The sequence below is a fragment of the Pseudomonas sp. D1-1 genome, assembly GCF_051132225.1.
Lineage (GTDB): Bacteria > Pseudomonadota > Gammaproteobacteria > Pseudomonadales > Pseudomonadaceae > Aquipseudomonas.
This window is the reverse complement of record NZ_CP071676.1, coordinates 5169341-5181827: the sequence shown is the minus strand read 5'-3', so window position 1 is coordinate 5181827 and position 12487 is coordinate 5169341. Positions and strand designations below refer to the sequence as shown.

Below are 12487 nucleotides of genomic sequence, written 5' to 3'. Positions count from 1 at the left end.
TGCTGTTTTTAAACACCCAGACCCGAGTAAACCAGCCAGGGGCTCGCCAATACGAAGCTCACCGTCAACAGCGCTTGCGTCGCCACCAGCCAGGCTTGGCGGCGAAGCAGGCGCATGGAACCGTGGCTGCGCTCGGGCCATGACCGCCCGCCACGCTCGACCGGTTGCAGGCCGAGGTTGGCGAGGGCGGCGTCCAGCGCCTGGGTGCGTTCGGTAAGCGGCTTGTCGGCATCCGCGACGATCTGAAACAGATCGGCATCAAAGGCCACGCGAAACGCCAGATATTTTTCCTGCAGGCCGAGGACGAACACGCCGAAGCTCAGCAACAGCAGCCACGGATCGACGCTACCGACCAGCCATTGGCCCAGGCCGATCAGCGCCGCGAGCAAGGTCAGTCCGGTGGAGAGCTGGTCAAGCGAATGACCGCGGCGCAGCAGGCTCGCCACGGTGTGCAGTTCCATGTCACTGCTCATGACCATGCCCCGAATCCCTTGGATAGTTGCTCCAAGGCCTGGCGATGGGCTGGGTGCAACACGATACCCGGCCGGGCTTGGCGAATCTGGGCGATGGCCGCGTCGACACTGTCGGCGCGACCGCTGTCCAGCAACCATGCCGCCGCGGCGGTGGCACTGCGCGAATAACCCAGTGCGCAGCAGACCAGGACCGGCCCGTGCTGACGCAGTTGCTCAATCATCTGCGCCGCGTTCAGGCACTGCTCGGCGGTCGGTGCCGTCAGGTCGAGCACCGGCAAGCTGCGATAGGCGATTGCGGTGCTGTCCATCGACAACTCGGCGCAGAGGTCGAGCACGCCAGTAAACGGGCTGCTTTTAAGCGACGCCGACGTAGGAATCCGCCCGAGCCAGACGTCATCCGCCACCTGATCCGGCTGCGGATGCTTGCGCGTCCACACGCGGGAATTGATCCACGCCGCGGCCAGATAGGGCGCCAGTAACCAGCGCACCGCCGGGCTCAGCCGGCCATCTTCACGCTTCTGGAAGCCACTGGCGCCAAACGCCAGGTAATTCAACGCCACCATGAGCACCGCGACCGCCGGCCAGATCAGCCAGAGCCACGCGCCGCCGAAGGCGAACGCCAACGTGAAGAACACTGCGGCGCCCACGCCATAACGCAAGGCCAGTCGCAGGCGCGCCGGGTCGCGCGTCAGGCGTGCACTTCGCAGTGGACTCGGTCGGTCCAACGGCCACAGCCAGACGCACAACCAACCGGCCAACGCACCGGTGGGGACATCGACAAAATGGTGTTGGTAAGTGGTCAGTACCGACACGCCAATCAAGGCGAACCAGCCGTGCATCAACCAGCGCCAGAAGCCTTGCAGGTGACGTTGATAGCAGACCCAGAGCACCACCAGCAGCGCGATGTGCAGGGACGGCGCCTGGTTGAATGGCTTGTCGAAGCCGGCCAGCACGTCGAACATCCAGCCGAACACCCCGTCCATTTCCGGCCGCGGAAAGGTGAACGTCAGCGGCCAGAGCAGGAAGCAACTGACGGCTATCACCTGAGCCGTGAGCAGGCGCAGGGCGTGGCGCTTGAGTTCGTCGCGGCTGTTGGGCAGCAGCAGGGACAGGCCGTACAACAAGTCGATCGACCAGTACGGCACGATGGTCCAGGCCAGGAACGGCATGTGGCTTTCCCAAGCGAACACCAGCGTGCCGACATCGTCACGCTGGGACGTTACCCAGGTGGCGAAGCCGTAGGTGCTGAAGAACAGCGGTGCCAGCAACAGCAGCCAGAGCACCGCCGGTTTCAGCAGCGCGGGTTCGCGGACCGGAGCAATGACCGCGCTCATTACTGGACTCGCTGAGCCAGCGAAACGCTGAAGATGCCCCACTCATCGACCCGCAGGGTGATCTTGCGGAAACCCGCCGCCTCAACCAGTTGGTCCATTTCCGCTTGAGTGCGCCGACGCATCACCCAGGCCTGGCCAGCGCGGTGGCTGGTCAGGGCGCGCGCGATCAATTCCAGCTGCGGGTGCCACGGCTGGCCGGTGTAGACCAGGAAACCACCTGGCTCGACCGCTTCGGCCAGGCCGGCCAGAGAGCCCGCGACCATCTGGTTATCGGCGAACAACTCATACAGGCCCGACACCACGGCGAGGGTCGGCTTGGGTTCCAGGGCGGCGAGATCCTGACGGTCGAAGGCATCGCCTTTGACGAATCGAGCGATATCGCCCAAACCTTTTTCAACGATCAGCGCACTGCCGTCGCGCACGTTGATGTCGCTGTAGTCGCGCAGCAGGATCGACTCCGGCAACGGGCTGACGCCTTGCAGCGCCTCGAGAATGTAACGGCCGTGTCCGGCGGCGATGTCGACGATGCGCACTTCGCGGTCCTGCTCGCGCAATTTGCCCATCGCCAGGCGCAGCAATTCTTCGACGTGCAACTTGCGTTGGCGAATGCCACGCCAGCCGATGGAGTTCAGGTAGTTCTGGTCGATCATCTTGCCCAGCGCAGACGTGCCGGTGGGCCGGTTGCGATAGACGTAATCCAGGGTACTGCCGGAGTCGAATCCGGTGTCGAAGCCCAGCTTTACCCCGGCGGACAACTTGCTGCCAAAACGCATGCTGGCGCGGGTCATGCGCCAGTAAAGATCGCGCAACGAGTTGTGGGGCAACGGCGTGGCCAGGGTTTCGGCTTCGGCGCAGGTCACGCCCAGGCGATCGGCGTCCAGCAGGGAAGGGCGCTCCAGCGGTCGGGCAAAATTTTGCAGGATAAAACGTCGGGCACTGGCAATCGCCGGGGCGCGATTTTTCTCGCCGAGGGTGTCGTGGAAGAAACCCGGCAGGATGTGTTTTTCCTTGTGCAGGCTGCCCAGCCGCTCGAAGAACTGCTCCTGGGGTTTGCGATGCACCACAAAGTCCGAACCGGAGATCAACAGCTGCGTCGGCACCTGGATTGCCTGCGCGTCGGCGACAACCCGATCGGCGGCTTCGTACAGGCCCAGTAGCACATTCACCGAAATGGCCTTGGTGATCAGCGGATCGCTGTCGTAGGACGCCACCCGCTCCGGGTCATGACTGAGGAACTTCGCCTTGACGTAGCTGTTGACGAAAAAGTTGCCACGGAACTTGCGCATCAATGCCAGGCCCGGACGGGCAAACGGCACGTAGAGCTTGACCTTGAAGGCCGGCGACGCCAGCACCAGCGAGCGAATGCGCGGTGCGTAATCGTGGACCCAGGTGGATGCGATCACTGCACCGACGCTTTGCGCCACCACGGCGATGTTCTGTTCATCGATCTGGTGCGTTGCGCCGATGTGGTCACAAAAGGTCTGCACATCCCGCGCGCTGGTGGCAAAACTCGGGCTGTCGCCGCGTTCGCCAGGCGACTGGCCGTGGCCGCGTGCGTCCCAGGCGAAAAACTCGAACCCGGGCAGATCCAGCTCATCCACCAGATGCGCGATGCGCCCGGAGTGTTCATGGCCGCGGTGAAACAACAACACAGCCTGACGGGGTTCACCCGTCGCGGCCTCGACAGCCGGCCAGTGCCGGTAGAACAACTCCACGCCATCGTGGGTGGTGAACGTCAGTTCCTGGGCTTCGCGCATTGCAACTTCCTTATGCTGAGGGAGCGTTTTCCGACACCTGACTCAGGCCATGACGGACCCGATTGACCAAGGTATAAACCAGCAGGGCGGCAACCACCGCCATCACACCATCAACCCACAGCGCCCCGAGCCAACCCAGGGCAATACCGGTCGCGAGCACGCCGAACACAAAGGCGCGATCACTCTTGCCCATCGGCCCGTCATAACGCCGCGAAGCCCCGACCATCGCCCCCAGCACGCCGGCGTATTCGCTGAACAACGCCAACAGCGTGACCAACAACACGAGCAACAGGCTGGTATCGGCAAACAAGGCAAAAGGCAGGATCAAGGCAGCGTCGGCGATGATATCGCATAGCTCATTGAGGTACGCGCCCAGATTCGATTGCTGACCAAACTCCCGCGCCAGCATGCCATCCACCGCGTTCAAGGCCATGCGCAGGAACATCCACACAGGTACCAGGATAAAAACCCACGGATGACTGGCGAACCACGCAATTACCGCCCCCACCAACACCGACACAGCACCCGCCAGAAGCGTGACCTGGTTGGCGGTGACACCCTTGTTGTAAAGACGTTGGACGGTGGGGCGAAGCAAATTCTGAAAGGCGGGTTTGAGTTGATAAATGGAAGGCATTTGAAATGGGATCTCGGCCGGATTCGGGGCAGGGCTTGTGCAGATGCGAGATTACGATAGGTTGAGGCGTTGCAGGTGGGTATTTACTGGGAATGCGCGCGGGTAGGCATCTGCGCGGGTGTTTGCGCTGGAAAACCGACTACAAAAGGACTGCTGAAATGCTGCGATTGGATTGGCTCATCAACCACATGAATAAATGCAACCTGATGGCCAAGTGGCTTTATCGAGAGTTCAACTACGAATTTGCGCAGCAGTCGCTCGCCAGTTGGCAGGAAGAGTTTGCAGCGGGGCAACGCGATGGCCGCTGGAAATGCCTGATCGCCCTGGAACACGACCAGTTGTTGGGCGGCGCCTCGCTGGCGGGAGACGATCTACCTGAGCGCCCCGACCTCGGCCCTTGGCTTGCTTGCGTCTTCACCAGCCCGAATGCCCGCCGCAGGGGGCTCGCGGCGCAGTTGATCGACGGCATCTGTAGCCATGCGAAAGAGGCAGGCTATACCACCTTGTTCCTGCACACCCACAGCCAACGGGACTATTACGCCAGGCAGGGCTGGGAAGTGCTGGAGCGCTTCGAGGCTTGGGGCAAAGAGCAATGGCTCATGGGACGGTGTTTATGATTTTTATAAGCGCTAGCCCCCAGCACGCAGCGGCCCGCCGACCGGGACGTACTCGACCGGGGCATCCCCGGACAACGTTTCGATGGGGTCTTCGGTGTAGCCGAAGCCTTCCTCCTTCAGATTGATCGAATGCACGCTGTGCTCACGGGCGGTGTGGTCGGTGAGTTTGGTGAACAGGCGGTGATCGGCGGGTTGGGTGAAGCGATCGCCGGGGTGGAGTTGGGCGAAGGTCAGGGTGGGGTGGTTCATGACGGGGCGCTCCGAGTGATACGTGGTCTCTCTGGGATTGAGGGGCGCGTTGGGATTGGGTTCCGTTTTTGCACAATCGAACGCGATGATCGGTTGGAGTGGGCATCTGGATTTAGGCGCTCCCTTGTGGGAGCGAGCTTGCTCGCGATGGCGGTGTATGAGCTGGAGTCAATTCAACTGATCTGGCGCTGGTGCCAATAAGCGCACTTCTATAAGTGTGCGGTAGTTATATCTTGCGAAATCGGTTTTGCAACTATAAGTACAGGGCAATGACTAAAGCTGCTCCAAGCTTCCGAGTGGCTCGGGGTGAGGGGTAGGCAAAATTTTTATAAGTGGACGGGATATAGGTTCAAGCCTTTGAAACTCAAATATATGAATCGGGGTGGGTTTGAAGGGCAGCCAATCAAATCAATCATAACTTTTGTTCCGTTTATATCAATTATGGCTGTTCCATCCTCCGTAATTGAGATCAGCTGAGCATTAAGGTTGATCACGTCCTTTTTCATTGATAAAGAATAAGATTCATTAGCGTCTTTGGCATTTTCGCCATACACGAACTCATCTTTAATCTCTAGTTCGACTTCCCATTTCTCTCCTGCTGCGGGTATCCCGTCCTTCCAAGTAGCCGCTCCAGTACCAATAGCTGTCGAAAAGGTAACATGCAAATGGCTGACGGTTTTCCTTACCGAATTTATTTTTACTTTCATTTGTTATCTTTCCTAGAGGAACTCGGACTACGTGTTGTCAACGTTCATTGCCGTTCCTTTCAAGTTGTATTTTTATGTTATGGGGCTGCCTGCCTAAAATACTCACCAACACGCGGTCCTAGCTACTCTGCGTCCAAGATTTTTCTATATTTTTTGAAAACGGCCTCAGCGTGATCGCTGCCTGAGATAAGGTTTTCGTAAAATAATTCGTCAATAGCCCATTCAGGAAAAACCAGTTGAGTCTGATCTTCGCTATTGCTAGCTTCTTTGAAATTAAGCTGCCAGTGGATTGAGAAACGTTTGTCAGTGATCTCAAAAAAAATCCGCGGCAACGGGGGCTGGGTATTTCTCGCAGTTATCGCGGCATATATATAGCCAAGGGCAGTTGTCCCAGAATTCTATGCCGTAGACGACATATTCTTTGCCTTTTTCCAAATTCAGTTCGCCATCGGCGCGAATGTAGCGTTTCAGGCGAGTGAGTGTTTTCGGCGAGAGGGCGCCGTCGTATAGGTTGTTGAGCGTGCATTTGGCTTTCATGTGGAACTATCAAGCTGATTGATCGTAATATCCAGTCTACTAGTGATATGAAGTAGCCAGTGCTCGCCGGTGTCCCATTCGTTCCAGTAACAGTAATAGCAGCTTAGCTCCTTAAAAGATATTCTCGCAAATTTGGCTCGTCTTTCTGATAGCTAAGCAATAAGTTTATTTCCTGCTGGACCAGTCTCAGGGTGTCAATATTAGAGTCAGCAAAAAAGGCGTTGATGATGTCTTCCGCGCTTTTATGTTCTGTCATCCAGTCTTGATAGAAGTAGGCTCCAAAGAAATCATGTAATTCTTCAAGTTTGTTTTTCACCCTTCTGAAAATTCTCTTCGTAATAATGCTGTGAGTTCTGGAAGTTATCAACATATTCGATGCCGCTAGAGCCGACTCGAAGAGGCCGCTGCGCACCGCCGATTTGCTATAGGCGTCATTGCATCAAGGTGTGTTATCAGTCCTTCGCCTGCCGTATGGACTCTGCCCAAAGAAAAAAATGGTCTTTCTGTAGTTGCGGGTCATTAATTATATCTTGATCCTCATAATCAAATATGTTGACGACGTCTGTAAGTGAGACGTGCTTGCCTAACGTATGTTCGTAAGCCGCTATGCCGGACGACATTTGTGAGGACATGCTTGATGGGCGCACGGTCCGTTTTGCACCTTTGCAAAGAAATTTTATATCGGAATGCTTTTTTATGATGTCGCCTAGGCAGTCATATATGTCCGCTCCAGAGTAGGTTTCTGGGTCGTTGTTCTTTAGTGTAAGTGTTATGCATCGCATTTCTCTGTCTATGTCCAGCAATGCCTCTTCCCTTTGATTGTTTCTAATAATGGGGATGACTTTTCTATTTTTCATTATTTGCTTCTATTGGGGTTGGGTAGAGAGTGTCCTACATAGGAGCCATCAGCTTTCAGCGGGGTAACTCCTATAATGTCCTCGGGTTTTATTCGATCAGGGATAGCGATTTCTTTCTCATAACTGTAGAGAACATCATTTGGGTGAAGCTCTTTGTTTATATCGTGCCCATGTATTTTTTTTAATGTGTAAAGATATCCCTTAGTGGTTTTGTAGTCCGTTCCAAAGTAGATCCCGACATCTCTGTCAGTTGTGGTACTTACGAAGTTGCTTGGTGGGTTTTTGTTATCCGCGACGTGAAGAGGTAAATCAGTACTCTTGCCCCGGCTCAAAAAACCTTCTGAAAAAATCACGTTTGGCCCCCTCAAGTCTCCTCGATAAAGATATGTCGGTTTTGGTGGGGGTACTTCACCTTCATCCACTCCAACCTTAGCCGTCGGATTTTGCTCGCCAACGGCCGGCTTTTTACACCCAGCACCCCCCGGGCAGTCCACCAACCCCAACGGATCCACCCACCCCGTCGGGTTCAGGGTGTACCGGTACCCATTGAGCCCACCCGCCAGCTTGCTCGGGTCAGGCGTGAGATACCGCCCCGTGTCCGGATTGTAGTAGCGATGCCGGTTGTAGTGCAGGCCGCTTTCCAGGTCGTGGTATTGGCCTTGGAAGCGCAACGGCTGGGTCAGTGGCTTGCCGGCGCCGTGGGCCAGCTTGGTGAGTTTGCCGTAGCCGGTGTAGCGCGCCGCCCAGACGACTTCGCCCTGGTGACTGGTCAGTTCCTGCGGTGTGCCGAGGTGGTCGTTGTGGTAGTAGAACGGCGTGGCGTTTTTTGGGCCTTGGCCTTCGAGCAGGGCGAGGGGGCGGAAGGTGCCGGGCTCGTAGACGTAGCTTTGGTAATGATGGTCGCTGCTTTCGGCGATGAGCTGGTCGCCTTGCCAGATGAATTCGGTGGTCTGGCCGTCCACGGTCTTTTCGATGCGTCGGCCGAAGGCGTCGTAGCGGTAGGACGTTTCGTTGCCTTCCGGGGTGGTGAGGCCGATAAGGCGGTGCTGGCTGTCGTAGCGGTATTCGGTGATCAGGCACTGGGTTTTACCGCGGCGCTCGCGGACCAGGTTGCCGTAGGCGTCGTAGTCGTAGTGGCGATCGCCCTCCATCAGCAGGCGGTTGCCCTTGAGGGTGGTCGGGCCGGGGCGGTCGTGCAGCAGCAGGTTGCCGGCCGGGTCGTGGGAAAAGTGCTCGGGGGGCTGGCTGTGGGCGTAGTCGATGCGCAGCAGGCGATCTTGCGGGTCGTAGTGGTAGGCGCGTCGGTTTCGGTTGTCGGACAGCGTGGCGAGGTTGCCGTTGGCGCTGTAGGAATAGTCGCGCCAGAACAATTGCTTCTGCTGGGTCTGCCATACGGTCTGGGCCTTGAGGCGGCCCTGTTCGTCGTAGTTGTAGTCGCTGAGCAGCAGGCCTTGCTGGCGCTGGCGTTCGCGGGTGCCGGTGAAGCGGTGTTCGGTCAGGCACTGGCCGTTGAGGTCGATGGCTAGCAGCGCGCCGCCATAGAGGTGGCGGTAATTGAGGGTGCTGCGGTCGGGCAGGCGGCAGTAGGTCAGCCGGCCGGCCTCGTCGTAGCGATAGTGCAGGGTGGCCCAGCCCTGGTGTTCGGCGACGAGGCGGTCCTGGTTGTCGTATTCGTAGGCCAGCGGCCAGTGGCCGTCGTCGACGCTGACCAGCCGGCCGAGGGCGTCGTAGCGGTACTCGACCGGTTTGCCGTCGGGCAAGGTCTTGCGCAACAGGCGGCCAGCGCTGTCGCGCTGATAAGCGGTGAGCCGCTGGCTGCCATCGGCACCGAACTCGGTCTTTTCCAGCAGGTGGCCGTTGAGGTCGTAGGCGTAGCCGGTGCGCTGGCCGTCGAAGCCGGTTTCCTGTCGGATCAATCCGTTGGGCGTGTAGGCCAACTGATATTTTTCGCCGGCCTCGTTCTCGATTTCGGTGAGCAGCAGCCGCGCCGAGTCGTAGCGATACTTCAGTTCGCTGCCATCGGGATTGAGCCGCCGGCTGATCAGGTGCAGATCGTCGGCGTATTCGTAGCGGGTGATGCGCCCCAGTTCGTCGCGTTCGGCGGTGACCTTGCCGTAGGCGTTGTAGCTCCAGGCGCGGGTGGCGCCGGTGGGCAGGGTGGTTTGCAGCAAGCGGCCGACGGCATCCCACTGGTAGTGGGTAATCGCGCCATGTTCGTCCTTGCGGGTCAGCAGCCGCCCCAACGTGTCGTAGGAAAAACTCCGCTGGCTGTCGTCGGGCAGGGTTTCTTCAGTCAGCTGGCCCTGGCTATTGCGGACAAAATGATGGGTGCCGCCGTCCGGATAGCGGATCGAGAGCAGTTGCCCCTGGGCGTCATAGGCGTATCGGGTGCTGTGACGATCCGGGTCGATGGCCTCGACCACATCGCCCTGGGCATTACGCCGGTAGGTCCACACGGCTTTGCCGCGCTGTCGGGCGTGCAGGAAACCGTTGCGGTATTCGTAGGACGTCGGCTCGCCTTCAGGCGGAATCAGCGCCACCAGCCGTCCGGCTTCGTCGTAGCGGTATTCGGTGACCGCGCCCAGCGGATCCTGCTCGGCGGTCAGCCGACCCTGCTCGTCATAGGCCTTGAGCTGTTCGCCACCAGCGGGATCGACCTGGCGCACCAGCCGCGCCCGGTCGTCGTGGACGTACACTTCCTGGCTGCCATCCTGATGCCGGACCGTGACGCTGCCGTCTTCGCCCCAGGCGTAGCGGCTGTCTATCTGCGCGAACGACGCCCAGTGCCGCACGCAGCGCGCCGCCGGGCCGAGGCCTTGCCATTCCCAGTAGAAACTCGCGCCGCCGGCCAGTTGCCGCTGGAGGATGACGTGCTGGTCGTCGTAGTCGTAGCGCTCGCTTTCGCCAGCGGCATTGGTCGCCTCGATGAGTCGGAAACGGCCGTCGTAGCGGTAGGTCACCAGCGTCTGTTCGGTGCGCCAGGCATCGTCCGGATGCTGTTTCGGGTCAAAACTCTGATAGTCGATGGCGACCAGGTGGCGATGCTCGTAGCGCAACCGCAGCCCGCGCCGGGCGCCGTTGTCCAGGCGGCTGATGTCGCCGTAGATGTTGCGCTGGACGGTCAGGCGGTTGTCGTACCGATCGCTCAGCGCTGTCAGATGCCCGTCGCGAAAGTGCAGGAAAGGGGCGTCTTCGCCGGGCTGGGCGATGATCAGTTCGTCCGGCTCGCAGCTCAGGTAGATCGCCGCGCGGGCCAGGCTGTTGTGGATCGCCGGGCGTTGCAGGTTGGGGCGAGGGAAGGTGGTGCGGCGGTTTTCCTGATCGATCCAGGTCACCTGTTCGCCCTCGATCACCAGGCGATGGGCCAGGCCATGGCTCCAGCCACGGCCGAGGCCGACGTCCAGCTCGGCGGCGCTGGTGCGGTAGAGGCGGGTGAAGACGAAGGGCAAGCGCCCGTCGAGGGTGCCGTCCTCCAGGGTCAGCAGTTCCTCGCCGGTGACCATCGACACCGGGCAGCCGTCGGTGCGGGTCTGGGCGGCGCTGTCGGCGGGGTCGCCGTTGGGGTTTTTCGATGGGGTCGGGGCGTCGTCGTGGGGTTCGTACTTGCTCAGTCGTGAAGCAGGCTGGGATTTTTCCCGCACGATCGGGACCGGACGTCTGACCGACAGCGGCACCGACCCCGTGGTGATCTGCAACGGCGTGACGGGCGCCGGCCCCACCGACGGCCCTCGGCCACCGATCACCAGCGGTTTCAGTACATCGGCGTGTTTGTCGAGGCTGCCGCCGCCGAGTTGGCCCAATCGCTGGCTGGATGCCTGCAACCACTCGCGGGCGCGTTCCGAGCGGACATGGCGCAACACTTTGCCGGTCAGGCGCAGACCCAGACCCAGGCCGCCGGTAAAACGCGCCAACAAAAAGTTGATCAGAATGGCGGCGCGTATTTCGCCCATGACTTCAGCCATGTACTGCGGCGGCAACATCCGCAGCCAACTGGTGAAGGCCGCCGTGTAGACCAAGAGCAACGGCTCGTCGCTCAAGATCATCAAGGCTTTCGCTATCGCCTCTGCCGGGGCTTTCAGCAGCTGCTCAAGCTCGACCTCGGTGAGGTACTCCAGCAATTTTTCGCTGTTGGCCCGCAGGTCCGCCAACAGATCGAAGACCTGCTTGATATCGTCCCATAGCCCATGCAGCGCGTGTTCAAAACCGCGCAACTGAGCCTGCTGCAATACGTCGACACGCTTTAGAAAAGCGCTTTCGGAAAACGCCTTCCACAGCGGTTGAAACTCGTTCCACTCGGCTTTCAGCCAACCTTCGAGCTCGACGATCAGCTGCTGGTAGGACGCGTACAGCGCCTTGACGTGAACGGTCGTCAGATCAGGAAAAAAGGTAATGCGGTACCGCCGGCCGCGGTCGCATTCAGGTATTTCCAAGATGCCGCTGGGGCCGATGTCGTGACGCACCGCCTCGCCAAACCTTTCCCTCCCCGGCTCGCCCCCCAGGATGGGCTCCAGCATCACCGGCGTGTTGCCGATCGGCACGAAACGCGAGGCCTGGAACATATGCACCAGCGTCAACGGGCCCTGTGCCGGACACCGCGCCACCAGAGAACTGACCTGCTTGCCGCCGGCTCTTGCAGGCGCCAGCGCGACCTCGTCGCCCACCTTGAACGCCTGCTTGATGTCCAGCGACCGGCCGGCCCAGAAATCTTCCGCCCAGGTGTCGTAGTCGCTCAGGCACTGGCGGAAATCCTTCAGCACCCGTTCGACATCGGGTTGGTCCGAGTCCATGGCCGCCATTACCAGCGAGCCAATGACGTTGCCCTGGGCAAGGATTTTCTCGTAGAAGGGCATGCAGGCATCTCGCGGCGCAGGGTAGACGCGAGACTTTGCCGGGGGCGGCAAAGGAAATAAGTCAGGAAAAGAAGCAGGGCGTGTAGGGCGTTTCTTTAATTGCCACTACGTTGTCGGGGGCAAGCCGAAGCGCTGAAATGGAGGCGACTCAGCCTAGGGTGTTTATCCGGCTCGTGGGATCTGGAAAGGGGCTGACGCTGTCTTGCGCCGTTGCCTACAACTACGCCAGAATCGGCCGGCTTGTGCGGCTTGGGGTTGGTCGGTAGCTTGGGTCCTGTCACTGCTCATCAGTGATCGGGTTTCGCAGCCCGGACTCTATAGACGCACAATGTCACCTTCGAAAGCAGATAGCCCATGTCTGTACTTTCGTCAGAGGTGGCTGTGCGTGGGAGACCCTCGGGTCTGCCGGTCCCTAGAGTCCCGGTCTGCGAACCCGCGTACAGCTGCCACCCATAATTCGTTTCGCAGCGAA

At 59.4% G+C, this 12487-nt stretch carries 10 protein-coding genes; 1 reads left to right on the top strand and 9 read right to left on the bottom strand.

Features of this window, described 5'->3' with window-relative positions; genetic code table 11:
- Positions 1-8: 8 nt before the first annotated feature.
- Genes J3P86_RS23375 through J3P86_RS23360 form a run of 4 tightly spaced genes read right to left on the bottom strand, consistent with a single transcriptional unit; the run spans position 9 to position 4198 of the window.
- Positions 9-473, bottom strand: coding sequence for a hypothetical protein (locus J3P86_RS23375; RefSeq protein WP_434700676.1), 465 nt, complete (start codon positions 471-473; stop codon positions 9-11).
- Complete coding sequence (locus J3P86_RS23370) at positions 470-1807, bottom strand: phosphatase PAP2/dual specificity phosphatase family protein (protein WP_434627899.1); 1338 nt, start codon at positions 1805-1807, stop codon at positions 470-472. Before J3P86_RS23370 ends, J3P86_RS23375 begins: the two co-directional genes overlap by 4 nt.
- A complete protein-coding gene (locus J3P86_RS23365; RefSeq protein WP_434601943.1) occupies positions 1807-3564 on the bottom strand; it encodes a bifunctional alpha/beta hydrolase/class I SAM-dependent methyltransferase in 1758 nt (585 codons plus the stop codon). Before J3P86_RS23365 ends, J3P86_RS23370 begins: the two co-directional genes overlap by 1 nt.
- Before the next feature lie 10 nt (positions 3565-3574).
- Positions 3575-4198 carry a CDP-alcohol phosphatidyltransferase family protein gene (locus J3P86_RS23360; RefSeq protein ID WP_434571567.1) on the bottom strand — a complete coding sequence of 208 codons (624 nt, stop codon included), beginning with the start codon at positions 4196-4198 and terminating at the stop codon, positions 3575-3577.
- Between the two features lie 158 nt (positions 4199-4356).
- On the opposite strand from J3P86_RS23360, the gene J3P86_RS23355 reads away from it, so the two are divergent.
- Complete coding sequence (locus J3P86_RS23355; RefSeq protein WP_434698965.1) at positions 4357-4815, top strand: GNAT family N-acetyltransferase; 459 nt, start codon at positions 4357-4359, stop codon at positions 4813-4815.
- A gap of 12 nt (positions 4816-4827) precedes the next feature.
- On the opposite strand, the gene J3P86_RS23350 is transcribed toward J3P86_RS23355, so the two are convergent.
- The 5 genes from J3P86_RS23350 to J3P86_RS23330 form a co-directional block, all read right to left on the bottom strand.
- Positions 4828-5064 (bottom strand): hypothetical protein, encoded by a 237-nt coding sequence (locus J3P86_RS23350; RefSeq protein ID WP_434571568.1) that lies wholly within the window; start codon positions 5062-5064, stop codon positions 4828-4830.
- Positions 5065-5390: 326 nt separating this feature from the next.
- Positions 5391-5771: a hypothetical protein gene (locus J3P86_RS23345; RefSeq protein ID WP_434698964.1), complete on the bottom strand. Its 381-nt coding sequence runs from the start codon at positions 5769-5771 to the stop codon at positions 5391-5393.
- 312 nt (positions 5772-6083) lie between these two features.
- Positions 6084-6308 (bottom strand): hypothetical protein, encoded by a 225-nt coding sequence (locus J3P86_RS23340; protein WP_434698963.1) that lies wholly within the window; start codon positions 6306-6308, stop codon positions 6084-6086.
- A gap of 103 nt (positions 6309-6411) precedes the next feature.
- Entirely contained in the window at positions 6412-6564 is a 153-nt protein-coding gene (locus tag J3P86_RS23335; RefSeq protein ID WP_434700675.1) for a hypothetical protein, read from the bottom strand.
- Positions 6565-7164: 600 nt separating this feature from the next.
- The gene (locus J3P86_RS23330) at positions 7165-12015 is read right to left on the bottom strand and encodes an RHS repeat-associated core domain-containing protein (protein ID WP_434698962.1); all 4851 of its coding nucleotides are present in this window, start codon (positions 12013-12015) and stop codon (positions 7165-7167) included.
- Between the last annotated feature and the right edge of the window lie 472 nt (positions 12016-12487).

Coding starts and splice junctions, on each gene's coding strand:
- J3P86_RS23375 (WP_434700676.1), bottom strand. CDS start 473: ATGAGCAGTGACATGGAACTGCACACCGTGGCGAGCCTGCTGCGCCGC.
- J3P86_RS23370 (WP_434627899.1), bottom strand. CDS start 1,807: ATGAGCGCGGTCATTGCTCCGGTCCGCGAACCCGCGCTGCTGAAACCG.
- J3P86_RS23365 (WP_434601943.1), bottom strand. CDS start 3,564: ATGCGCGAAGCCCAGGAACTGACGTTCACCACCCACGATGGCGTGGAG.
- J3P86_RS23360 (WP_434571567.1), bottom strand. CDS start 4,198: ATGCCTTCCATTTATCAACTCAAACCCGCCTTTCAGAATTTGCTTCGC.
- J3P86_RS23355 (WP_434698965.1), top strand. CDS start 4,357: ATGCTGCGATTGGATTGGCTCATCAACCACATGAATAAATGCAACCTG.
- J3P86_RS23350 (WP_434571568.1), bottom strand. CDS start 5,064: ATGAACCACCCCACCCTGACCTTCGCCCAACTCCACCCCGGCGATCGC.
- J3P86_RS23345 (WP_434698964.1), bottom strand. CDS start 5,771: ATGAAAGTAAAAATAAATTCGGTAAGGAAAACCGTCAGCCATTTGCAT.
- J3P86_RS23340 (WP_434698963.1), bottom strand. CDS start 6,308: ATGAAAGCCAAATGCACGCTCAACAACCTATACGACGGCGCCCTCTCG.
- J3P86_RS23335 (WP_434700675.1), bottom strand. CDS start 6,564: ATGACAGAACATAAAAGCGCGGAAGACATCATCAACGCCTTTTTTGCT.
- J3P86_RS23330 (WP_434698962.1), bottom strand. CDS start 12,015: ATGCCCTTCTACGAGAAAATCCTTGCCCAGGGCAACGTCATTGGCTCG.